General features: G+C 69.1%; 20 protein-coding genes and 1 riboswitch. Of the genes, 9 read left to right on the forward strand and 11 right to left on the reverse strand.

Annotation, left to right across the window (positions count from 1 at the left end):
• Nucleotides 1–42: 42 nt before the first annotated feature.
• On the reverse strand, nucleotides 43–1,299 hold the full coding sequence (locus ACFXJL_RS00325; protein ID WP_384639830.1) for a spermidine/putrescine ABC transporter substrate-binding protein: 1,257 nt from the start codon (nucleotides 1,297–1,299) through the stop codon (nucleotides 43–45).
• 55 nt (nucleotides 1,300–1,354) lie between these two features.
• The gene (locus ACFXJL_RS00330; protein ID WP_358878678.1) at nucleotides 1,355–2,866 is read right to left on the reverse strand and encodes a gamma-aminobutyraldehyde dehydrogenase; all 1,512 of its coding nucleotides are present in this window, start codon (nucleotides 2,864–2,866) and stop codon (nucleotides 1,355–1,357) included.
• A 312-nt stretch (nucleotides 2,867–3,178) separates the two neighbouring features.
• On the opposite strand from ACFXJL_RS00330, the gene ACFXJL_RS00335 reads away from it, so the two are divergent.
• A complete protein-coding gene (locus tag ACFXJL_RS00335; RefSeq protein WP_384688028.1) occupies nucleotides 3,179–3,748 on the forward strand; it encodes an NADAR family protein in 570 nt (189 codons plus the stop codon).
• A gap of 287 nt (nucleotides 3,749–4,035) precedes the next feature.
• Here ACFXJL_RS00335 and ACFXJL_RS00340 read toward each other — a convergent pair whose 3' ends face one another.
• Entirely contained in the window at nucleotides 4,036–4,644 is a 609-nt protein-coding gene (locus tag ACFXJL_RS00340; protein WP_384688030.1) for a DUF4190 domain-containing protein, read from the reverse strand.
• A gap of 110 nt (nucleotides 4,645–4,754) precedes the next feature.
• Between ACFXJL_RS00340 and ACFXJL_RS00345 the strand changes: the two genes are divergently transcribed.
• The 3 genes from ACFXJL_RS00345 to ACFXJL_RS00355 all read left to right on the forward strand — a co-directional run bounded on the left by ACFXJL_RS00345 (nucleotide 4,755) and on the right by ACFXJL_RS00355 (nucleotide 7,439).
• Nucleotides 4,755–5,780, forward strand: a complete 1,026-nt coding sequence (locus tag ACFXJL_RS00345) for an adenosine deaminase (protein WP_384639840.1) — start codon at nucleotides 4,755–4,757, stop codon at nucleotides 5,778–5,780.
• 86 nt (nucleotides 5,781–5,866) lie between these two features.
• Entirely contained in the window at nucleotides 5,867–6,595 is a 729-nt protein-coding gene (locus ACFXJL_RS00350; RefSeq protein WP_384639844.1) for a glycerophosphodiester phosphodiesterase, read from the forward strand.
• Between the two features lie 49 nt (nucleotides 6,596–6,644).
• On the forward strand, nucleotides 6,645–7,439 hold the full coding sequence (locus ACFXJL_RS00355) for an SAM-dependent methyltransferase (RefSeq protein ID WP_358878683.1): 795 nt from the start codon (nucleotides 6,645–6,647) through the stop codon (nucleotides 7,437–7,439).
• Nucleotides 7,440–7,673: 234 nt separating this feature from the next.
• Here the strand turns inward: ACFXJL_RS00355 and ACFXJL_RS00360 are convergent, their stop codons facing one another.
• Both ACFXJL_RS00360 and ACFXJL_RS00365 read right to left on the reverse strand, forming a co-directional pair.
• Nucleotides 7,674–8,846: a PotD/PotF family extracellular solute-binding protein gene (locus tag ACFXJL_RS00360; protein ID WP_384639848.1), complete on the reverse strand. Its 1,173-nt coding sequence runs from the start codon at nucleotides 8,844–8,846 to the stop codon at nucleotides 7,674–7,676.
• Nucleotides 8,847–9,121: 275 nt separating this feature from the next.
• On the reverse strand, nucleotides 9,122–10,558 hold the full coding sequence (locus ACFXJL_RS00365; protein ID WP_358878685.1) for a gamma-aminobutyraldehyde dehydrogenase: 1,437 nt from the start codon (nucleotides 10,556–10,558) through the stop codon (nucleotides 9,122–9,124).
• A gap of 167 nt (nucleotides 10,559–10,725) precedes the next feature.
• Here ACFXJL_RS00365 and ACFXJL_RS00370 point away from each other — a divergent pair, with 167 nt between their 5' ends.
• The 5 genes from ACFXJL_RS00370 (at nucleotide 10,726) to ACFXJL_RS00390 (ending at nucleotide 15,371) form a co-directional block, all read left to right on the forward strand.
• The gene (locus ACFXJL_RS00370) at nucleotides 10,726–11,232 is read left to right on the forward strand and encodes an Lrp/AsnC family transcriptional regulator (protein WP_358878686.1); all 507 of its coding nucleotides are present in this window, start codon (nucleotides 10,726–10,728) and stop codon (nucleotides 11,230–11,232) included.
• On the forward strand, nucleotides 11,217–12,602 hold the full coding sequence (locus ACFXJL_RS00375; protein WP_358878687.1) for an aspartate aminotransferase family protein: 1,386 nt from the start codon (nucleotides 11,217–11,219) through the stop codon (nucleotides 12,600–12,602). Before ACFXJL_RS00370 ends, ACFXJL_RS00375 begins: the two co-directional genes overlap by 16 nt.
• A 193-nt stretch (nucleotides 12,603–12,795) precedes the next feature.
• Nucleotides 12,796–13,524, forward strand: coding sequence for an ATP-binding cassette domain-containing protein (locus ACFXJL_RS00380; RefSeq protein ID WP_358878688.1), 729 nt, complete (start codon nucleotides 12,796–12,798; stop codon nucleotides 13,522–13,524).
• A complete protein-coding gene (locus ACFXJL_RS00385; RefSeq protein ID WP_384688034.1) occupies nucleotides 13,506–14,657 on the forward strand; it encodes a hypothetical protein in 1,152 nt (383 codons plus the stop codon). Before ACFXJL_RS00380 ends, ACFXJL_RS00385 begins: the two co-directional genes overlap by 19 nt.
• A 225-nt stretch (nucleotides 14,658–14,882) precedes the next feature.
• On the forward strand, nucleotides 14,883–15,371 hold the full coding sequence (locus tag ACFXJL_RS00390; protein ID WP_384688036.1) for a nuclear transport factor 2 family protein: 489 nt from the start codon (nucleotides 14,883–14,885) through the stop codon (nucleotides 15,369–15,371).
• A gap of 61 nt (nucleotides 15,372–15,432) precedes the next feature.
• On the opposite strand, the gene ACFXJL_RS00395 is transcribed toward ACFXJL_RS00390, so the two are convergent.
• The 6 genes from ACFXJL_RS00395 to frr all read right to left on the reverse strand — a co-directional run bounded on the left by ACFXJL_RS00395 (nucleotide 15,433) and on the right by frr (nucleotide 22,879).
• A complete protein-coding gene (locus tag ACFXJL_RS00395; protein WP_384688038.1) occupies nucleotides 15,433–16,467 on the reverse strand; it encodes an ABC transporter ATP-binding protein in 1,035 nt (344 codons plus the stop codon).
• The gene (locus ACFXJL_RS00400) at nucleotides 16,467–18,161 is read right to left on the reverse strand and encodes an ABC transporter permease (RefSeq protein WP_384639962.1); all 1,695 of its coding nucleotides are present in this window, start codon (nucleotides 18,159–18,161) and stop codon (nucleotides 16,467–16,469) included. Before ACFXJL_RS00400 ends, ACFXJL_RS00395 begins: the two co-directional genes overlap by 1 nt.
• Nucleotides 18,137–19,231 (reverse strand): thiamine ABC transporter substrate binding subunit, encoded by a 1,095-nt coding sequence (locus ACFXJL_RS00405; RefSeq protein ID WP_384688040.1) that lies wholly within the window; start codon nucleotides 19,229–19,231, stop codon nucleotides 18,137–18,139. The genes ACFXJL_RS00400 and ACFXJL_RS00405 overlap by 25 nt, the downstream gene beginning before the upstream one ends.
• Before the next feature lie 84 nt (nucleotides 19,232–19,315).
• Nucleotides 19,316–19,425, reverse strand: a riboswitch (TPP riboswitch).
• A gap of 131 nt (nucleotides 19,426–19,556) precedes the next feature.
• On the reverse strand, nucleotides 19,557–20,666 hold the full coding sequence (rlmN, locus tag ACFXJL_RS00410; protein ID WP_358878693.1) for a 23S rRNA (adenine(2503)-C(2))-methyltransferase RlmN: 1,110 nt from the start codon (nucleotides 20,664–20,666) through the stop codon (nucleotides 19,557–19,559).
• Between the two features lie 489 nt (nucleotides 20,667–21,155).
• Complete coding sequence (locus ACFXJL_RS00415; protein ID WP_358878694.1) at nucleotides 21,156–22,322, reverse strand: phosphatidate cytidylyltransferase; 1,167 nt, start codon at nucleotides 22,320–22,322, stop codon at nucleotides 21,156–21,158.
• A complete protein-coding gene (gene frr / locus ACFXJL_RS00420) occupies nucleotides 22,322–22,879 on the reverse strand; it encodes a ribosome recycling factor (protein ID WP_329023762.1) in 558 nt (185 codons plus the stop codon). Before frr ends, ACFXJL_RS00415 begins: the two co-directional genes overlap by 1 nt.
• Nucleotides 22,880–23,030 lie beyond the last annotated feature (151 nt).

The raw sequence follows: 23,030 nt of genomic DNA on the forward strand, positions 1-23,030 counted from the left end.
GGACGGGGGCGCTGGGTGGTTCGGCGCATGGGCGGGGCGGGCTCAGGCACCGATGAGCTTGGCGAACTTCTCTTCGTACGCCTTCTCCTCCGCTGCGCTCAGCGAGCGGAAGGCGTGGGACTTGGCGGCCATCGCCCGGTCCGGAATGATCAGAGTGTTGCTGGCCAGAGCGGGATCGATCTTCGCCAGCTCCGGGGCCACACCCTCGACGGGGCACACATAGTTGATGTACGCGGCGAGCTGGGCGGCCACCGGTGGCTCGTAGTAGTAGTCGATGAGCCGGGTGGCGTTCTTCTGGTGCCGGGCACCGGCCGGGACCAGCAGGTTGTCGCTGGAGGTGATGTATCCGGCGGCCGGGATCGCATATTTGATGTCTGGATTGCCCGCTTGGAGCTGGATGACGTCCCCGGCCCAGGCGAGACAGGCGGCCAGGTCGCCCTTGTCCAGGTCGGAGGTGTAGTCGTTGCCCGTGAAGCGCCGGATCTGCTTCTTGTCGACGCCCTTCTGTAGCCGGCCGATCGCGGCGTCGAAGTCGGCGTCGGTGAACTTCCCGGGGTCCTTGCCGAGGTCGAGGAGGGCCATTCCGACGGTGTCGCGCATCTCGGTGAGGAAGCCGACGCGACCCTTCAGGGTGGGGTCGTCGAGGAGTTGGGCGACCGAGTCGACCTTCTTGCCACCGGTGGCCTTCGCGTTGTAGGCGATGACGGTGGAGATACCGGTCCAGGGGTACGAGTAGGCCCGGCCCGGGTCCCAGTCAGGGCTGCGGAACTGTGCGGAGAGGTTGGCGTACGCGTTCGGCAGCAGCGAGGCGTCCAGCTTCTGCGCCCAGCCGAGGCGGATCATCCGACCCGCGAGCCAGTCGGTGACGCTGATCAGATCGCGGCCCGTGGGCTGGCCGGCGGCGAGTTGCGGCTGGATCTTGCCGAAGAACTCGACGTTGTCGTTGATGTCCTCGGTGTACTTGACCTTGATACCGGTCCGCTTGGTGAACTCGACCAGCGTGGGACGGCTCTTCTCGTCCTCACTGACGTCCATGTACTCGGTCCAGTTGGAGAAGCTGAGTGTCTTCTCCTTGTCCGAGTGGTCATCGGACGACTGCGCCCCGCCCTCCCGTTTGGCGGGTGGGATGCCACAGCCGCTCAGGGCGGCCATCGCACCCACGCCGAGCGCTCCGACACCGCCCGCGCGCAGCACCGAACGGCGGGTGAGGGCACCCCTGCCGCTGGTGAGGGTGCGCCGCATCGCAGCGAGTTGGGCCCCGGAGAGGTCCTGGGGACCTTCGGACTCGTTTCGGTCCATAAAGCTGTGCCCTTTCGGGATGGGGGCCGCCCCCGCGCACGGGGGCGGCGATCGGCTATCTGTCCCCGAAGATCGTGCGGTGCCAGTCCTTCGCGGCCACCGCGGTGTTGTCGTACATGACGTGCTTGACCTGCGTGTATTCCTCGAAGGAGTACGTGGACATGTCCTTGCCGTATCCCGATGCCTTGTATCCGCCGTGCGGCATCTCGCTGATGATCGGGATGTGGTCGTTCACCCAGACGCAGCCCGCCTTGATCTCACGGGTGGCGCGTCCGGCCCGGTAGACGTCGCGCGTCCAGGCGGAGGCGGCGAGTCCGTACGGGGTGTCATTGGCGAGTGCGATGCCCTCGTCGTCGGAGTCGAAGGGCAGGATGACCAGGACCGGGCCGAAGATCTCGGACTGGACGACCTCGCTGTCCTGGGCGGCGCCCGCGATCAGGGTCGGAAGGTAGAACGCGCCCTCGGGGCGGTCCTTGGGGATGGCGCCGCCGGTGACAACCCTGGCGTAGGCACGGGCCCGCTCCACGAAGCCGGCGACGCGGTCGCGGTGGGCGTGCGAGACCAGGGGGCCGAGGTCGGTGGCCGGGTCGAAGGGGTCGCCCACCCGCACGCTCGCCATCACATCGGCGATGCCGGCGGTGAGCTGGTCATAGAGGGGGCGCTGCACATAGACGCGCGTAGCAGCGGTGCAGTCCTGACCGGAGTTGATCAGCGATCCGGCGACAGCGCCCTGGATCGCGGCCTCGGGGTCGGCATCGTCGAAGACGACGAAGGGGGCCTTGCCGCCGAGTTCGAGGTGGAGTCGCTTGACGGTGGACGTGGCGATCTCGGCGACGCGCTTGCCCACGGCGGTGGAGCCGGTGAAGGAGGTCATGGCCACGTCGGGGTGGCCCACCAGATGCTCTCCGGCGCCGAGGCCGGCGCCGGAGACGATGTTGATGACACCGTCGGGGATACCGGCCTCGGTCGCGGCCTGGGCGAACATCAGCGAGGTCAGCGGGGTGATCTCAGCCGGCTTGAGGACGATGGTGTTGCCCGCGGCGATGGCCGGGAGGATCTTCCAGGCGGCCATCTGGAGCGGATAGTTCCAGGGGGCGATGGAGCCGATGACACCGATCGCCTCACGGCGTACGTACGAGGTGTGGTCACCGCTGTACTCACCGGCCGACTGGCCCTGGAGGTGGCGGGCCGCTCCGGCGAAGAAGGCCGTGTTGTCCACCGTGCCGGGAACGTCGAACTCGGTGCTGAGCTTGATGGGCTTGCCGCACTGGAGCGACTCGGCCCGGGCGAAGTCGTCGGCCTGTGCTGCCAGCACCGAGGCGAAGCTGTGCAGGGCGTCGGAGCGCTCGCCTGGGGTGGCGCCCGCCCACTGGGGGAACGCCTCGCGGGCGGCGGCGACGGCGGCGTCCACATCGGCGGTTCCCGCCAGCTCGTAGCCGAGGACGGTCTCACCGGTGGCCGGGTCGACGATGTCCTGCGTACGCCCTGAGGTGCCGGGCCGTAGCTCTCCGGCGATGTACTGCGCGCCGCCGGCGAAACGGTCCTGCATCTGGTCGCGGTTGCCCATGACGTCTCCGTAGTCCCAGTTCGATGCACATCGCCCTGGATGTTGACTGATTGGTGCCCGGACCATGCCGGGCGGTGCCTTGGTCGTGCCGGAAGGATGGTGGGAGGCCGCAAGGCCATGGACGTCGAGATTCCGGCGCTCGACGTCGTTGTCCCAGCGTGAATGGAGTGCCGATCCTGACAGAGCACCCTTAAGCCAACAAGTGATTCCGTTGTTGCCTTTTGGTTACGCGACGGAATCGGTCGACCATCTGTCGCGTCTACGGGCAATTCCCCGTACGGAGTGTCAGTGGTGGATGCAAGACTCGCGTGCATGGCGATGGATGAGCTGATGCAGCAGGTCAGCAGTGGTGAGCGCATCAAGTATCTGCACTTTTGGGGGCACCGAGCGCGTCCGGACGGAAAGATCGGCGCGGGCTGTCTCAGCCAGTGGTGGCCCGCACCGTTCACGGTGGACAACGTGCACTACGCGACGGCCGAGCACTGGATGATGGCGGAGAAGGCCAGGCTGTTCGATGACCCCGAGGCCGAGCGACAGGCCCTCGAAGCCAACAGTCCGGCGGAGGCCAAGAAGGCCGGTCGGCTGGTGCGCGGCTTCGACGAGAGTGTGTGGAAGCGCGAGCGCTTCGACATCGTGCGCCGTGGCAGCGTCCACAAGTTCGGCCGGCTCCCGGAGCTCGGGGCCTTTCTGCTCGGCACCGGAGACCGAGTGCTGGTGGAGGCGAGCCCACAGGACCGGATCTGGGGGATCGGACTGACGGCCGATGACGAGCGGGCGGCGGACCCGACCCGCTGGCGAGGGCTGAACCTCTTGGGATTCGCGCTGATGGAGGCCCGGGAGGAGCTGCGGGGCTCGCAGGGGGCGATAGACCCGCCCGCATAGGCACCACATATGAGCGGGGGCGGGCTCCGGGCCCTGCGCACCACCTGGCACAGGTCCAAGGGGCCGCTGCGGGTGCCGGCCCTGGTATTCGTGTCGCCCCCGGGCATGAGCGCCCGGACCAGGCACCTTCGCCGGGTCTCGCCGACCTGCGCTGAAGTTCACGGGGGACGGGAAGCGCCGGGATGCTGAAGCACCCCGGCGCGGTCCGTACGAGCGTCCTCGTTCGAAGACATTCCCCAAGGACATTCCACGAGGGCCGTCCCGCCGAGTACTGGCGGGACAGCCCTTTAGATCTGCTCGCTGGCGATCCCCCAGACGATCAACGCGATGTAGAGCCCGCCGAGCACAACGCCGATCGCTCCCAGGATGATCCCGGACAGCGCCATGCCGCCGTTGTTCGCCTCACCCTGCCGCACACGCTTGCGGCCGATGGTGCCGAAGACGATGGCCATGATGCCCAGGACGATCGAGACCACGCCGTAGAGACAGAAGAGCAACGTGGCCACGATGCCGAGCACCATCGCGGTGGTGCCCAGCCCGTTCTGCTGCGGGAGCAGCGGCTGGTGGCCCGGCTGGCCGTAGGCCGGGTAGCCCGGGAAGGGCGCATAGCCCGCAGGCCCCTGCTGCGGTGCACTGGTAGCCGCCGGATATCCGTACGGGCCCGCCGGGGCTGCGGCCGGGCCACCGGGTGCCACCGGAGGCGGCGGCACCGAACCGGTGGACGGCGGGGGCACGGCACCGGGCATGGCGGCGATGGTGGGCTGGTCGTGCACGTGCGGCGAAGGATAGGGAGGCGTGGGCTGCCCCGATCCCCCGTACGGCGCGGCCGGAGCCGGCGGTGCCCACGGGTCGTGCGGTTCCTGTCCGCCCATCGGTTGGGACGGGTGATCAGTCATGGTTCTCCCCCCGATTGTCCTGCGGTCATGCTAAAGCCTCGACCCCCCGGACGAACCGGCCGCCTACGATGATCCGTGCCCACTACGCCCGATCGCCCCGGAGGACCTCGATGACCGATCTGCACACCTTCATCGCGGGGCTGCCCAAGGCGGAACTGCATGTGCACCACGTCGGATCGGCGTCCCCCCGGATCGTCGCCGAACTCGCCGCCCAGCACCCGGACTCCAAGGTGCCGACCGACCCCGAGGCGTTGGCGGACTACTTCACCTTCACGGACTTCGCGCACTTCATCGACGTCTATCTGTCGGTGGTCGATCTGATCCGCACGCCCGAGGACGTCCGGCTGCTCACCTTCGAGGTGGCCCGTGACATGGCGCGCCAGAACATCCGCTACGCGGAGCTGACGATCACCCCCTTCAGTTCGACCCGTCGCGGCATCGACGAGCGGGCCTTCATGGCGGCGATCGAGGACGCCCGCAAGGCGGCGGAGCGGGAGTTGGGCGTGGTGCTGCGGTGGTGCTTCGACATTCCCGGAGAAGCCGGGTTGGAGGCGGCCGACGAGACCACCCGGCTCGCGGTGGACCTGCGCCCCGAGGGGTTGGTCTCCTTCGGGCTGGGCGGCCCGGAGATCGGTGTGTCCCGGGCCCAGTTCACCTCGCACTTCGACCGGGCGATCGCGGCCGGTCTGCGATCGGTGCCGCACGCCGGTGAGACCACGGGACCGCAGACGATCTGGGACTCGATCCGTCATCTGGGGGCCGAGCGCATCGGGCACGGCACCAGCGCCGTCCAGGACCCGGCGCTGCTCGCCCATCTCGCCGAGCACCGCATTCCGCTGGAGGTGTGCCCCACCTCGAACATCGCCACGCGAGCGGTCCTCGACCTCGAACAGCACCCGATCAGGCAGATGGTCGAGGCCGGAGTGCTGGTCACCGTCAACAGCGACGACCCGCCGATGTTCGGTACCGACCTCAACACCGAGTACGCGGTCGCGGCGCGACTCCTGGACCTCGATGAGCACGGAGTGGCGGAACTCGCGAAGAACGCCGTGGAGGCTTCGTTCCTCGACCCCGCAGGCAAGTCCAGGATCAGCAGCGAGATCGACGCCTACACCACGGCCTGGCTGGCGCCCTGAGCAAGCCGACGCTGCCGGGTGGGGCGGTTGCGCGGCATCCGGTCCACCCGGCGGCGTGCGCCGTGGAGTGCGGTGACAATGGGGCCATGCCTACCGTCACCGCCGTGGGACACCGCGGCGATCCCTACCTCGCCCGTGAGAACACCCTCCCCTCGCTCCGCTCGGCCGTGGCCAGGGGAGCCGATGCGGTGGAGATCGATGTGCGGGTGACCCGGGACAACGTGCCCGTCCTGCTGCACGACGCCACGCTGAAGCGGCTGTGGAACCACGACCGACGACTCAAGGACCTCACGTACGCCGAGGTGGCCCGGTTGACCGGACAGGGCGTGCCCACCTTGGACGAGGCCCTGCGCACCCTGTCGGACCACCGCGTGATGATCGATCTGCCGGGTGCCACACCGGAGTCGGTGCGCACGGTCGTGGGCGCGGTCGGCGAAGGGGGAGCCGGGGACCGGGTGTACTACTGCGCGGGACCGGCCACCATGCTCGCGGTGCGCACGGCCGATCCGTCCGCGGAGATCGCTCTGACCTGGACCTCGCTGGCACCGCCGCGCCCGGTCCTCCTGGCCGCCGTACGCCCCCGCACGCTCAACTACCGCTTTGGCCTGGTCAGCCGGGGGCTCGTGGATCGTGTCCACCATGAGGGCCTGTTGGTCTCCGCCTGGACCGCCGACACCCGTCGCACCATGCGTCGACTGCTGGCAGCGGGCATCGACTCCATCACCAGCAACCGCATCGGCACCCTGCGTTCGGTGCTGTCCTCGGCGGCAGCCCCGGAAGGCGCCACGAACTACTCACCGGCCACGACGACTTGATCATTTCGGGCATGATGGACCACCCGCCCCTCCGGCCGAGGAGTCGCCGATGAATGACAGAATCCGTACCGATGTGGCCCACAACGCCCGAGTCTGGAACCACTGGCTCGGTGGGAAGGACAACTACCCCGTCGATCGCGCCGTGGGCGACCACATCACCGCCCTCTATCCGAGCATCGGGGAAGTGGCCCGCGCGGACCGGTCGTTCCTACGGCGCGCGGTGACCCATCTGACCGCCGACCTCGGCGTACGGCAGTTCCTCGACATCGGGACGGGGCTGCCCACCGCGGAGAACACCCACGAGGTGGCCCAGCGCATCGCCCCCGACTCCCGGATCGTGTACGTCGACAACGATCCGATCGTGCTGGCCCACGCCCGGGCGCTGCTCACCAGTTCCCCGGAGGGCGCGACCTCGTACGTCGACGCGGACGCCCACGATCCGCAGGCGATCCTCCGTACCGTCCGTGCCGTCGATGGAACACTGGATCTGACGCGTCCGGTGGCCGTGATAATGCTCGGCATCCTGAACTTCGTGCTCGACACCGACCAGGCCCGTTCGATCGCCCGTTCGCTGATGTCCGCGATGCCCTCCGGCAGCCATCTGGTGGTGACCCATCCGACGCTGGAACTCGGCGGTGAGGGCAACGCCGACGCGATGGCGTTCTGGAACGAGAACGCCACCCCGCCCATCACCGCCCGTACGGGCGCCGAGATCACCTCGTTCTTCGACGGCCTGGAGATCCTGGAGCCGGGCGTGGTGTGCTGTGCGCACTGGCGGGTGGAGGACGGCGTGGAGTTGCCTCCACGGGTGGCGCAGTACGGCGCGGTGGGCCGCAAGCCCTAGGCGTACGGGAGATCATGGAGGTCTCCTGGGCACGGCGAGGACCCGACTCGTCGACCGATGCGGCCCAGGCGGAAGGCCGAGTCAGGAACCGGGAGCCAGGAATCGGGAATCGGGAATCGGGAATCGTGGCGAAACTGAACCGCGGACGCCCGGTGGCCCTTCGGCCATCCTGGGCACGACCCACGACCCACGACCCCTCCCAGCCGGTCAGGCCAGGTCAGCCGCTCGGTCCGGCTACAGACCCGCGATCGTGTTCCAGCGCTGTGCGAGCCGGACCCGTTCCGCGGAGGTGATGTCCCGGGCGATGGCGAGTCGGCGGCGCATCTCGTCGTCGGGGAAGATCAGTGGGTCTTCGGCGAGGGCCGCGGTCTCCTCGTCCTTGGCTGAGGCCAGGACGTCACGGGCCGCGGGCACCGGGCAGACGTAGTTGACCCAGCTCGCGAGTTCGGCGGCGACCTCCGGCTGGTAGTAGTGGTCGATCAGCGCCTCGGCATTGCGCTTGTGATGGGCGAGGTTGGGGATCATCAGGCTCTCGGCCCAGAGTTCGCCGCCCTCCTCGGGCACGACGAAGGCGATGTCGGGGTTGTCCGCCTGGAGTTGGATGACGTCCCCCGAGTACGCCTGGCACGCCAGCACGTCCCCGCTGTCGAGGTCCTTGATGTAGTCGTTGCCGGTGAAGCGTCGGATGTGGCGGCGCTTCACCATGCGTTCCACCCGGTCGCACATGTCGTGGAAGTCGTCCTCGGTCCAGCGGGTGATGTCCACGCCCTCGCCCTGCATCAGGAGGGCGAAGGACTCGTCGAGCCCGGAGAGCAGGGTGACCCGCCCCCGCAGGTCGTCCGCCCACAGATCCGCGGTGCTCCGCAGTTCCCGGCCGAGCTTCTTGCGGTTGTAGGCGATGCCCGTGATCCCGGACTGCCAGGGGACGCTGTGCAGCCGGCCCTTGTCGAAGGCGGGCGAGCGCAGTTGGGGGTCCAGATACCGGGTGACGTTCGGCTGCCGGGCCCGGTCCATCTCCTGCACCCAGCCGAGCCGGACGAATCGGGCGGCCATCCAGTCGCTGATCACGATGAGGTCCCGGCCGGTCTCCTGGTGGTTCATCAGGGCCGGACTGACCTTGCCGAAGAACTCGTCGTTGTCGTTGATCTCCTCGGTGTAACGGACATTGATCCCGGTGCGCTCGGTGAAGGCGGCCAGCGTGGGCCGACGGGACTCGTTCTTCTCGTCGGTGTCGATGTACAGCGGCCAGTTCGCGAAGTGGACACTGCGCTCCTGCGCCGACCGGTCCCGGCCTGCGCGATCGCCGGGCTGCACATAGGCGGCCGGCACCCCGCAGCCGGTGAGGGCAGCACCGCCGGCGAGGGCGGCGCCCGCGCCGAGCGCGCGCAGCAGGGACCGCCGTGACATGGGATTCATCCGTAGCGCTGACACCTGCGCAGGATGTCCGGTCTGACCGGCTGTGGGCAATGGACGGTCCGTCGACCCCTGACGGCGGGGCGGGACACCTTGTCGATCATTCGACGGGGTGCAGCGGGGGTAGGGGATCGCCCTGCGCCCTCCCCGCGCCCTCCCCGCGTCCGCCCTGCTGTCAGGCCGGCTGTCAGGCCGGCTGTCAGGCCGCTTCTGCTCCGGACATGCCCGTGCCCCGCACCGGAGGGACCGGACGGGGCACGAAGCTGGGGTCAGCCGTCGAGGGACGTCATCACGTGCTTGATCCGCGTGTAGTCCTCGAAGCCGTAGGCGGACAGGTCCTTGCCGTAGCCCGACTTCTTGTAGCCGCCGTGCGGCATCTCGGCCACGAGCGGGATGTGGGTGTTGATCCAGACGCAACCGAAGTCGAGCGCCTTCGACATCCGCATGGCACGCGCGTGGTCCTTGGTCCACACGGAGGACGCCAACGCGTACTCGACGTCGTTGGCCCACCCGAGCGCCTGCGCCTCGTCGGTGAAGGACTGGACGGTGATGACCGGACCGAAGACCTCGTTCTGGATGATCTCGTCGTCCTGCTTGAGGCCGGAGACCACGGTGGGGGCGTAGAAGTACCCCTTGTCCCCTACGCGCTTGCCGCCCGCCTCCACCTTGGCGTGCGCGGGCAGCCGGTCGATGAACCCGGAGACCTGGGCGAGCTGGTTGGCGTTGTTCAGGGGGCCGTAGAGCACGTCCTCGTCGGGCGCACCCGTCTTGGTCTCGGACGCGGTCTTGGCGAGGGCGGCCACGAACTCGTCGTGGATGGACTCGTGGACGAGGACGCGGGTCGCAGCCGTACAGTCCTGGCCGGCGTTGAAGTATCCGGCGACCGCGATGTCCTCGACGGCCTTGGCGATGTCGGTGTCCTCGAAGACCACGACGGGGGCCTTGCCGCCCAGCTCCAGGTGAACGCGCTTGACGTCCTTGGCCGCGGACTCGGCCACCTGCATGCCCGCACGTACCGAACCGGTGATGGAGGCCATCGCCGGGGTGGGGTGCTCGACCATCGCGCGGCCGGTGTCACGGTCGCCGCAGATGACGTTGAAGACGCCCTTGGGGACGATGGCACCGATAATCTCGGCCAGCAGCACGGTGGACGCGGGAGTGGTGTCCGACGGCTTGAGGACGACGGTGTTGCCCGCGGCGAGCGCCGGGGCGAACTTCCAGACGGCCATCATCATCGGGTAGTTCCAGGGGGCGACCTGCGCGCAGACGCCGACCGGCTCCCGGCGGACGATGGAGGTGAAGCCCTCCATGTACTCACCGGCGGAGCGGCCTTCGAGCATCCGCGCGGCACCGGCGAAGAAGCGGATCTGGTCCACCATGGGCGGGATCTCTTCGGTGCGGACGAGTTCCAGCGGCTTGCCGGTGTTCTCGGACTCGATGGCGATCAGGTCCTCGGCCCGCTCCTCCACCGCATCCGCGATCTTGAGCAGTACGCGCTGCCGCTCGGCCGGGGTCGCATCGCGCCAGGCGGGGAAGGCTGCCTCCGCGGCGTCCATGGCGGCATCGACGTCGGCCTGCCCGGAGAGCGGGGAGGCGGCGTAGACATCGCCGGTGGCGGGGTTGATGACATCAATCGTCCGGCCGTCGGCGGCGTCCCGGAACTCCCCGTTGATGTAGTTGCGCAGACGTCGCAGCTCGGTGGTCACTGTTGCCACCCCTCCTGTCAGATCTCCGATGGGTGAGTCACGGCCAGCCTAAGCGCACCAGTAACGTTTTCCATAGCCCCAGCACGCCCAATCTACGGATTCAGTGAGATCGGCAGCACATATCAACGAATTTCATCGGTCGGGGCTTGCGAGAGCGACGACTCCCGGTGCATGGTGATCCGGTGGCCAGTCGAAGCGCAGACTCCAGGAGCGGCAGCGGATCGTCCCCGACGATCGATGCCGTCTCCCTCGCGATCATCGAGCAGCTCCAAGAGGACGGGCGTCGACCGTACGCCGCGATCGGCAAGGCCGTGGGCCTTTCCGAAGCGGCCGTGCGACAGCGCGTCCAGAAGCTGCTCGATCAGGGCGTGATGCAAATCGTCGCCGTGACGGACCCGCTCACCGTGGGCTTCCGTCGTCAGGCGATGGTCGGCATCCAGGTCGAGGGGGACCTCGACCCGGTGGCGGAAGCGCTGACCGGCATGGACGAATGCGAGTACGTGGTGATGACCGCGGGCTCCTTCGATCTGATGGTGGAGGTCGTCTGCGAGGACGACGACCACCTGCTCGAAGTGATCAACAAGCGGATTCGTGCACTCCCCGGTGTGCGGTCCACCGAGAGCTTCGTCTACCTCAAGCTCAAGAAGCAGACCTACACGTGGGGAACCCGATAGCCGTGAGCAACCGCAGCGACCTCTCCAAGACCGCCTACGACCACCTGTGGATGCACTTCACCCGCATGTCGTCGTACGAGCACAACCCCGTCCCCACCATCGTTCGCGGTGAGGGCACCTACATCTACGACGACCAGGGCAAGCGCTACATCGACGGGCTCGCCGGACTCTTCGTCGTCAACGCCGGACACGGCCGCATAGAGCTGGCCGAGACCGCGTACAAGCAGGCCCAGGAACTGGCGTTCTTCCCGGTGTGGTCCTACGCCCACCCGAAGGCCGTCGAGCTGGCCGAGCGCCTCGCCCACGAGGCCCCGGGCGACCTCAACAAGGTCTTCTTCACCACCGGTGGCGGCGAAGCGGTCGAGACCGCGTGGAAGCTCGCCAAGCAGTACTGGAAGCTGCGCGGTCACCACACCAAGTACAAGGTCATCTCGCGTGCGGTCGCCTACCACGGCACCCCGCAGGGCGCCCTGTCCATCACCGGTCTGCCCGCGCTGAAGGCTCCCTTCGAGCCGCTGGTGCCCGGCGCACACAAGGTGCCCAACACCAACATCTACCGCGCCCCGATCTACGGCGACGACCCCGAGGCGTTCGGCCGCTGGGCCGCCGACCAGATCGAGCAGGAGATCCTCTTCGAGGGCGCCGACACCGTGGCCGCGGTGTTCCTGGAGCCCGTGCAGAACGCGGGCGGATGCTTCCCGCCCCCGCCCGGCTACTTCCAGCGGGTGCGCGAGATCTGCGACCAGTACGACGTGCTGCTCGTATCGGACGAGGTCATCTGTGCCTTCGGCCGCCTCGGCACCACCTTCGCCTGTGACAAGTTCGGCTACATCCCGGACATGATCACCTGCGCCAAGGGCATGACCTCGGGCTACTCCCCGATCGGCGCCTGCATCATCTCGGACAAGATCGCCGAGCCGTTCTACAAGGGTGACAACACCTTCCTGCACGGCTACACCTTCGGCGGCCACCCGGTCTCCGCGGCCGTCGGCATCGCCAACCTCGACATCTTCGAGCGCGAGGGCCTCAACCAGCACGTCCTCGACAACGAGGGCAACTTCAAGGCCACGCTGGAGAAGCTCTACGACCTGCCGATCGTCGGTGACGTACGCGGAAACGGCTTCTTCTACGGCATCGAGCTGGTGAAGGACAAGGCCACCAAGGAGACCTTCACCGACGAGGAGACCGAGCGCGTCCTGTACGGCTTCCTCTCGAAGGCGCTGTACGACAACGGCCTGTACTGCCGGGCCGACGACCGCGGTGACCCGGTCATCCAGCTCGCGCCGCCGCTGATCGCGGACCAGACGACGTTCGACGAGATCGAGCAGGTGCTGCGGACCGTCCTCACCGAGGCGTGGACCAAGCTCTGATCACGACCGCCACGGTCTGATCTCGGCCCCGCAACACGGCCCGGGTACGCCCATCCGAGTGGATGGCGCGCACCCGGGCCGTGTGCTTCCCGGCAGCCCGCATCCGGCTGCCTAGCGTGCGAGTGACCGATCGGCCTGGCTTCGTTCCGCCGTACGAGGGACGACGAATCTGATCAGAACCGAGGTGTACGCCATGGTGGCCCCGCCGGACAACGATGTGATCTGGGCACGCGCCCTCCACCACGCCCACAACGGATCACCCGCGCTCGCCGGTGTCTCGCTCGGGGTGCGCAAGGGGGAGGTCCTCGCCGTGTGCGGGCCCCGCGGCAGCGGAAAGACCACACTGCTGCGCTGTCTGTCCGGGCAGACCCTCGCGGACGAGGGGGAGGTCTGGTTCGACGGCTCCCCCGTCCACACCCTGCCCGCGCTCCAGCGCGAACGACTGCGCCGCGACCACTTCGCCTGGATCGGCCCCGAGCCCGGTCTCGTCCCGGAGCTCACCGCCTGGGAGAACACGGCGCTCCCCCTGCTGCTGCGCGGCACCTCACGCCGCAGCGCCAAGGCGACCGCCCTGGAGTGGCTCGAACGCCTCGACATCGGACATCTCGCCCGGCACCGCCCCCACGCGCTCAACCAGGCACAACGGCAACGCACCACGGCCGCCCGCGCACTGGCGGCCACCCCGGGCGTCCTCTTCGCCGACGAACCCACGGCGTCCCTGCACCGCTCGGACCACGCCCACCTCCTGCGGACGGTGCTGGCAGCCGCCCGCTCCCACCGCGTCACCGTGGTGCTCGCCACCCACGACCCCGAGGTGGCGGCGCTCGCCGACCGGACCGCCGTCCTCGTCGACGGCCGTCGGGTGACCTCGCTGTCCGACACCGCACCGGAAGGCCGGGCCGAGTGCTCGCTCTCCGTCTAGCCCGCGGCGCCCACCCCCTGGTACTCCTGCGGCGACTGCTCGTGGCCGCGGCGTCCGCGGGAGTCGGCTTCCTGCTCTTGTGCGCGCTGACCCATGCGCTGGCGCACCCCGGGGACTCGGCGGCTTCCCTGCTGCGCCTGTCCTGGTGCGCGATCCCGCTCGCCGCCACCGTCCAGTTCGCGGTGGCGGTGGCCCGTACCGACCCCGGTACCCGACCGCGCACCGGACTGTCCGCCATCGGGCTGGGACCGGGGCGGATGGCGTTGCTCTCCGCCTCGTCCACGGCCGTTGCGGGCACCCTCGGCAGCGCGGTCGCCCTCCTGCTCTTCCTCCATCTACGGGGTGATCTCACCGGTCTGCCCCTCGACGGTGCCGCAGCCGAGTTGCTCGCCGCCGAGCAGCCGTTGCCCTTCGCGGCCACCCTGACCCTCCTGACGCTCGCCCCGCTGGGCGCCACGGCCGCGGCGGCGCTCGCCCTGCGTCCGCGCGAGGACGACCCTGCGCCCGACGCCCGCCCGGCACCTCCGTCCGCGCCGGGCGGACTGCCCTGGGGGTGCACCCTGACGGCGGTGGGCCTCGCGGTCGGAACGTACGCGGCCCACACGGACGGCGGCGCATCGGTCCAACTGCCCGGAGAGCTCGACAGCAACCCGGTGGGGGTCCTCGTCGGCTGGGCGCTGACCGCCGTGGGCCTGGCGATCGCCGGCCCGGCGCTGACCCACTTCTGCGGGCGGCTGCTGCAAACCTTCCGACCGAGTGCGGTACGACTGCTCGCGGGCCGGGTCCTGATGGCGGAGTCACATCGGATCGGACGCCCCCTGGGAGTGGTGTGCGCCGTGGCATCGGCGGTGATCGCGGCCTGGACACTCGCGGGTGAGGGGCCACGGCCCTTCGGCCCCCTGACCGGTCTCGGGGCCGCACTGGTGATCGCCTGTACATCGGCGACGCTGCTGATCGCCGCCGTCGACGTGCGTCGCACCCGTACCGAGACCATGGGCGAACTGCGGGGGCTGGGGGCTCCGGCAGGCTCCCTGCGCCTGGCCGCCGCACTGCGGGTGGCGGCCCTCCTGCTGGTCTTCGCTCCCCTGACGTGGGCGGTGGCGACGCTCGCCGCAGCCCCGCTGACGGGCTGACGGGCTGTTTCAGGGCTGTTCAGGCTGTTCAGGGCTGTTGAGGCAGGGTGCGCCGGGTCGGGCGGTGGTTGCCGGTCGGCCTCGGCGCGGACCGGCGTCGGGAGTCCAAGGCGGCCCCGGGGCCAGGTGCCAGGGCCCGGCATTACCTCAGACGTCATCGACCTTTCGCGACGGCCGCAGCAGGATTTCCGTCGTAGCCGTCCCCCTGGAAGGACCCGACCCACCATGACCACCGCAGCAGCCACCGCACACATCGCGACCCGACCCTCCGGTGCCGACGAGGCGACCGGGGCCGTCGTGTCGGGGTTCCTGGCCCGCCTCCAGGAAGGATCGCCGGAGCGGATCGCCAAACTGTTCGCTCCGGAGGTCGACTGGGTGATCGCAGAGAACCCCGCGGTGCCCTGGATCCGACCGCGACGAACGCGCGCCGATGTCGCCGCTCACTTCCGGGAGTTGACCGAGGGCCAGCAGCCCGATCCGGCGGGCACCTCCGTCGACGCGATCACCGTCACGGGCGACCGGGCGCTGATCAGCGGACGGCTCGCGGGAACGGTCCGGGCGACGGGAAAGACGTTCCGTTCACCGTTCACGCTGGGGCTGACCGTTCACAACGGGTTGATCGTCGGCTATCGCGTGGTGGAGGACGCCCTCGCCATCGCGGAAGCCTGCACGCCGTCACCAGACGCACGACCCCACGCGCCGACCGCGAACTGACGGCCGCTCACGGTCCGCCGAGAGCAACGGAAGCAACGGAAGCACAGCACCTGACGGCACCTCACCCCAGCACCACCACCTCGTCCACCGCGAAGGCGACCCCCACTTCCGCGCCCTCCTCGGGAACGTCCCGTAGCGCCACCTCCGCCTCCAACGGCGGGCCTTCCTCAGGACGCAGCCGCACCGCAACCCGGCTGCCGCGGAACGTCCGACCCTCCACGCGACAGCGCACACCGTCCTCGGGCGCACCGATGCGCACCCCCGCAGGTCGCACCAACAGCCGTTGCTCGCCCTGTGCCGAGCCGTCGGGAACGGGGACCTTCCCCCAGGCCGTACGGGCGACCGTGCCGCTGACCGTGGCGGAGACGACGTTGTCGAAACCGAGGAACCGGGCCACGAACTCATCGGCGGGGCGCTGCCAGACCTCCAGCGGCGCGCCCGTCTGGGCGATGCGCCCCTCGTGCATGACCACCACCCGGTCGGCGAGCGCGAACGCCTCGCCCTGGTCATGGGTGACGGCGAGCACGGTGGTGCCCAGCCGGCCGAAGAGCTCACGCAGTTCGATGACGAGCCGCTCCCGCAGTCCCCGGTCCAACTGTCCAAGGGGTTCGTCGAGCATCAACAGCCGCGGTTCGGGGGCCAGCGCCCTGGCCAGGGCGACCCGCTGCTGCTCACCGCCCGACAAGGAGGAGACGGCCCGCTTCTGGGCGCCCGGCAGACCCACCAGCTCCAGCAACTCGGCGATGCGCCGCTGCTGTTCGGCCTTCGCCGTGCCGTGCATCCGCAGTCCGAAGGCGAGGTTGCCTGCGACATCGCGTTGGGGGAAGAGCTGGTGGTCCTGGAACATCATTCCCACGCCCCGGCGGTGTACGGGGACGCCGCTCTGGTCGACTCCCGACAGCAGCACCCGCCCCGCATCGGCGCGCTGGAGTCCGGCGACCACCCTCAACAGGGTCGACTTTCCGCTCCCGCTGGGGCCGAGAACGCAGACGATCTCATGCTCGACGACGTCCAGACGCACCGCGTCCAGCACGGCCCGCGGGCCGAAGCGGACGGTCACCTCATCGAGGCGCAGCAGCGGTTCGGGCAGGGCCATCAGAACTCTCCGGAGGTGTTGCGGACCCTGGTCCGCTCCAGCAGTAGCAGTGCGGTGGCGCACACGGCCATCAGGATCGTGCTCAGTGCCATGGCCTGGCCGTAGTTCAGTTCACCGGGCCGTCCGATCAGCCGCGCCACCGCGACGGGCAGCGTGGGGTGGTCCGGTCGGGCGATGAAGACGGTGGCGCCGAACTCGCCCAGGGAGACGGCGAAGGCGAATCCGGCGGCGATCAGCACCGCCCGCCGCACCATCGGCAGATCGACTTCCCGCCACACCCGTAGCGGGGAGGCTCCCAGCACCGCAGCCGCCTCCCGCAGCCGTCCGTCGACGGCCCGCAGGACCGGCAGCATCGTCCGTACGACGAAGGGGACCCCGACCAGCGCCTGGGCCAACGGCACCAGGATCCAGGAGGCCCGCAGATCCAGCGGGGGCTCGTCCAAGGTGATCAGGAAGCCGAAGCCGACGGTCACCGCGGAGACACCGAGCGGAAGCATCAACAGCGCGTCGAAGCCGCGGACCAGCCGACCCGCCCGCCGTGTGAGTGCGGCAGCCGCGAGCCCTCCGACCAGCACGGCGATGGCGGTTGCCGCCAGTGCGTACTGGAGCGAGTTCCAGACCGCCTCGATCGGCGGGACGAGGAACGCGGACCCGCTGTCGTCGAGGTCGCCGAGCGCCCGGTAGTAGTCGAATCCATAGCCGCCGGGGGTGTCGAGGGAACGTTCCACCAGTACGGCGAGCGGAGCGAGGAGCAACAGGACGATGGTGGTGAGCACCACGCCGAGCAGGGTCCACTGTCCCGGGCCGCGCGGTGGCCGCGCGGTGCGGGCCGGATCCACCAGCCGCAGGGTGCTCTCCCTGCGGCGCAGGGTCCAGGCGTGCACGGCGAGGACGGCCCCGACCGCCACGAACTGCACCATCGTGAGGACGGCTGCCGTCCTCAGGTCCAGCAGTTGGGCGGTCTGTCGGTAGATCTCCACTTCCAGGGTGGCGTAGGAGGGTCCGCCGAGGATCTGTACGACGCCGAAGGAGGTGAAGGTGAAGAGGAAGACCATCAGGGCAGCGGCTGCCAGGGCGGGGGTCAGGGCGGGCAGGGTCACCTGTCGCCAGGCTGCGATACGACCCGCGCCCAGCACTCGGGCGGCCTCCTCCTGCCGCGGGTCGAGCTGGGCCCAGAGCCCACCGACGGTCCTGACGACGACGGCGTAGTTGAAGAAGACATGGGCGAGCAGGATGGCCCAGACCGTGGCGTCCAGCCGGATGCCCCACAGTTCGTCGAGCGGTCCGCCCCGGCCCACCAGGGCGAGGAACGCGGTGCCCACGACGACCGTCGGCAGCACGAACGGCACGGTCACGGCCGCTCTCAGCAGCCGTTTGCCGGGGAAGTCGAGTCGGGCGAAGACATAGGCCCCGGGCAGGGCGACGAGCAGCGTGAGCGCGGTGGAGGCGAGCGCCTGCCAGGTGGTGAACCAGAGCACTCGCTGGAGGTCGTCACGACCGATGACCTCGCCGATCCGAGCGAACTGCCACATTCCGCCGTCCCTCAGCCCCCGGCCGACGATGGCGGCGACCGGGTAGGCGAAGAAGACGGCGAGGAAGGTGACGGGCAGGGCCATCAGACCGAGCCGCGCGGCGGTTGCCCGCAGTTCGGCCCGACGGCCTGTCCGTGCTACTTCACGACGAGCGAGGACCACGTCTGGACCCACTGCTCCCGGTTCTTGGCGATGGTGTCGGGTGCGACGGTGCCCGGCTTGTCGACGGTCACACCGAACTTGGTGAACAGCTCCGGCAGCTTGGTGTCCTTGACGACCGGGTTGACGAACATGTTCAGCGGCATGTCCTCCTGGAACGTCTTGGAGACCATGAAGTCCAGCAGCGCCTTGCCGCCCGCCTCGTTCTTGGCCCCGTCCAGCAGCCCGGCGAACTCGATCTGGCGGAAACAGGTGCCGGTGGCGACGCCGGTCGGGGCGGTGGTGGGCTGGGGCTTGGAGTAGAGGACCTCCACCGGCGGGCTGGAGGCGTAGGAGACGACGAGCGGGCGATCGGCCTTCGCCTTCTTGCCACCGGCCGAGCCGGAGAACTCCTCGTTGTACGCCTGGTCCCAGCCGTCGACGACCTTGACCCCGTTGGCCTTGAGCTTCTTCCAGTAGCCGGTCCACTGGTCCTCGCCGTACTGGGCGACCGTTCCGAGGAGGAAGCCGAGGCCGGGCGACGAGGTGGCCGCGTTCTCGACGACCAGAAGGTTCTTGTACTCGGGCTTGATCAGATCGTCGAAGGTGGCCGGAGGCGCGAGCTTCTTGTCGGCGAAGAACTTCTTGTCGTAGTTGACGCAGATGTCTCCGGTGTCGACCGGGGTGACACGGTGCTCGCCCTTGTCGAGTTGGACCTCGTCGCTCACCTGGTCCAGGCCCTTGGCCTCGTATCCGGTGAACAGTCCCTTGTCGAGGGCACGGGAGAGCAGCGTGTTGTCGACACCGAAGAAGACGTCGCCCTGGGGGGAGCCCTTGGTGAGGATCTCCTTGTTGAGCGCGGTGCCGGCGTCCCCGCTCTTGAGGATCTTCACCTTGTATCCGGACTGCTTGGTGAAGTCCGCCAGAACGGAGTCGGACACGGCGAAGGAGTCATGGGTGACCAGGGTGACCGTCTTGGACGAGCTGCCCGACCCGCCGTCCTTGGCGTCCCCGTCGCTCCCACAGGCGGCGAGCGTGGTGACGCCCAGCGCCGCGGCCAGCGCGGTGACGGTGACCTTCTTGATGGTGCTCACTGACAATTCCTCCTGGGGGTGGCCAGGAAGAGACGCGGCCCCGCCCGGTCCTCGCGCACGAGGATTCCGGGCAGGGCGCAACAGCTTGAGTGGTGTCCGAACTCCCTACCCAGAATGACCTGGGCGAGGTTCAGAGGGTCTGCGGTCTTCTCAAACCGCACTCTCAGCGCTGTGGCGCTCCCCTGTCGGATATATGCAGATGTACGAGGCACACCCTACAAGGTCCACACCCCTCGGCGGCAGGGGTCCCACGGCCGAGGAAGGATGCCGACGGACGGAGTCGGTGAAAGGAGCCGACGGAGAGCGTGTCCTCCCGCAGGATTGTTCAGCGCTCGGAGGCGGCGAGCTGGCCGCACGCGCCGTCGATCTCCTGCCCCCGGGTGTCCCGGACGGTGACGGGGACCCCGTGTGCGGCGATCGCATTGACGAAGGCCCTCTCGTCCTCGGGCCGCGACGCGGTCCACTTGGAGCCGGGGGTCGGATTCAGCGGGATGAGATTGACATGGACCCGCTTGTTCTTCAGCAGACGCCCCAGGAGGTCACCGCGCCACGCCTGGTCGTTGATGTCCCGGATCAGCGCGTACTCGATGGACACCCGGCGGCCGGACTTCTCGGCGTACTCCCACGCTGCGTCGAGGACCTCGCGGACGTTCCAGCGGGTGTTGACGGGGACGAGGGTGTCGCGCAGTTCGTCATCGGGGGCGTGCAGCGATACCGCGAGGCGGCATTTGAAGCCCTCGTCGGCGAAGCGCAGCATGGCCGGCACCAGGCCGACGGTCGACACGGTGATCCCGCGCTGGGAGATGCCCAGCCCGTCGGGCTCCGGGTCGGTGAGACGGCGGATGGCACCCACGACCCGCTTGTAGTTGGCGAGTGGTTCGCCCATCCCCATGAAAACGATGTTGGACAGCCGTGCGGGACCACCGGGGACTTCCCCGTCGCGCAGGGCGCGCATGCCGTCGACGATCTGGTGGACGATCTCGGCGGTGGACAGATTGCGGTCCAGACCGGCCTGTCCGGTGGCACAGAAGGGACAGTTCATCCCGCAGCCGGCCTGTGACGAGATGCACATGGTCACCCGGTCCGGATAGCGCATCAGGACGGACTCCACCAAGGTCCCGTCGTGCAGCCGCCACAGGGTCTTGCGGGTGGTGTCCTCGTCACAGGAGATGTGTCGCACCACGGACATCAGATCGGGCAGCAGTTCGGCGGCGAGCTTCTCCCGCGCGGCGGCGGGGATGTCGGTCCATTGGGCCGGGTCGTGCGCGTACCGGGCGAAGTAGTGCTGCGAGAGCTGCTTGGCACGGAACGGCTTCTCACCGATGGCCGCGACGGCTTCCTTCCGCTCGGCGGGCGAGAGGTCGGCGAGGTGCCGCGGGGGCTTCTTGGCTCCGCGAGGTGCGACGAAAGTGAGCTCTCCCGGGGCGGGGGCCATGAGCGGTAACTCCTCAGTGAGACGAGACCGGGCAGCCTCCGCTGGGGGCGGAGCCGACGACGGTGTGGTGCCGGTGGACCCTGGGGCCGCGGCGGGGCGCCCCGGGGCTGCGGGGCCGAAAGGGCGCGCCGCTGCTTGAGCGGCACGCCCTTCCAGGGTAACGGGTACGCCGACGACCGCTTCGCCGTCAGAGATCCGACCGCTCCATCCCCCGTTCGGACCGCTCCCGATCGAGGAACGGTCCGGACGACGGAGGCACACGCGCACCGAATACCGGCTGGCCACGGGCCCAGGCCCGCCGTCAGCCGCTGCGGTCGAGGGCAGCCCGTGCGGTCAGCGACAGCGGATATGACCGCCGTCACCGCGAACCGCCCACTGACCCGGCCGCCGGGTGAAACACAGCGGCCACGAGCCGAGGCCGTCGGCGTTGCCGTACGACCCGTCCCGTGGCCTGGGGCGCTCACCGAACCCCAAAAACTCAGCCGCAGCTCAGCCCGAGCCGACGAACAGGACCAGCAGCAGCCACACCACCGGAGCCGTCGGCAACAGGGAATCGAGCCGGTCCATGATCCCGCCGTGCCCCGGCAGGAGCGTGCCCATGTCCTTGATGCCGAGGTCCCTCTTGATCATGGACTCACCGAGATCGCCGAGGGTGGCACTGACCGCGACCGCAAGCCCCAGCAGCAGCCCCTGCCACCAGGCACCGCCGTCGACCAGGAACTGCATACACAGTGCACCGGCCACCATCGCGAAGCCGACCGCGCCCAGCAGGCCCTCGCGGGTCTTGCCGGGGCTGATGCGCGGCGCGAGCTTGTTCTTGCCGAACCGCCAGCCCACGGCGTACGCCCCGGTGTCGCTGACGATGGTGAGCACCAGGAAGGTCAGCACCCGCTTGGCGCCGTCGTCGGCAGTGAGCATCAGGGCGACGAACGTCGCCAGGAAGGGAACGTAGAAGGCGGCGAACACACCCGCCGTCACGTCCTTGAGGTAGCCATCGGGCGGCTCGGTCATCCGCCAGACGAGGACGGCGAGCGCCGTGAGCGCCATGGCGACCCAGGCACCTTCCGCGCCGCGCACATAGCCGGCCACGACCATCGCCGCCCCACCGATCGCGAGCGGTACGAGCGGCGCCTTGATCTGCTTGCGCTCGTCCAGGCGGGTGGTCAGCTCCCAGAGCCCGACCACCACGGCGACCACGACCACCCCGACGAACACTGCCTTGACGACGAAGAGCGAAGCCACGATCACACCGCCGAGCGCAAGCCCGACCCCTATGGCCGCCCGTAGGTCACGGCCGGCCCGCTTCTTCTCCCGAGCGGCCTGACGACCCGCACGCTGTGCGCGCGGTCCCTCGGGCACCGACTCGGGCGGCGGAATGGGCATGGGCTCCTGCGGCTTCTCCTCGCGGAACAGAGGGCCACTCAGCCGAGCGGCCCTCTGGTCGCGCTCATCGCGGGATGCGTGATCGTCGGATTCGTCGGGGTTTTCGGCGTCTCTACCTGCATCGGGAAAGTCCGGCACGATGGGCATGGGCCGAGTCTGCTGTGCGTCACGCTCATCGTATGTAGGACCCGCCGAGGCAGGGCCCTGGTCGGACGGCGGCCACTGCCCGACGTAACTGGCCCCCGCCGGGGCCCCCCAGGAAGAGTCATTCATCAGACTTCGAGCAGCTCGGCTTCCTTGTGCTTCAGCAGCTCGTCCACCTGGGCCACGTGCTTGGCGGTGGTGTCGTCGAGCTCCTTCTCCCCGCGGCGCCCCTCGTCCTCGCCGACCTCGCCGTCCTTGACGAGCTTGTCGATGGCTTCCTTGGCCTTGCGGCGCACGGAGCGGATCGAGATCTTCGAGTCCTCGGCCTTGCTCTTGGCGACCTTGATGTAGTCGCGGCGGCGCTCCTCGGTCAGCTCCGGGAACACCACACGGATGATGTTGCCGTCGTTGCTCGGGTTGACCCCGAGGTCCGAGTCACGGATCGCCTGCTCGATGTTGCGCAGCGCGCTCTTGTCGAACGGGGTCACCACCGCCATGCGCGGCTCCGGCACCGAGAACGAGGCCAGTTGGTTGATCGGGGTCAGTGCACCGTAGTAGTCGGCCACGATCTTGTTGAACATCGCCGGGTGCGCCCGGCCGGTACGGATCGCCGCGAAGTCCTCCTTGGCGACCACGACGGCCTTCTCCATCTTCTCCTCGGCTTCGAGGAGGGTCTCTTCGATCACCACGTGCTCCTGCGTGTCTTGAGTAGGCCCGGCGTACGGAATTTCGGGCGGGCGGAACCTGTCTCGCGTCTATCCCCTGCACGGTGTCCGACCGGCAGGGCTTTGTCTATCCCCGGACGGCCACGGCCGGTCGTCCCCGGACACCCCCGGA

This window comes from Streptomyces sp. NPDC059256, from assembly GCF_042753785.1.
In the GTDB taxonomy this organism is placed as follows: domain Bacteria; phylum Actinomycetota; class Actinomycetes; order Streptomycetales; family Streptomycetaceae; genus Streptomyces.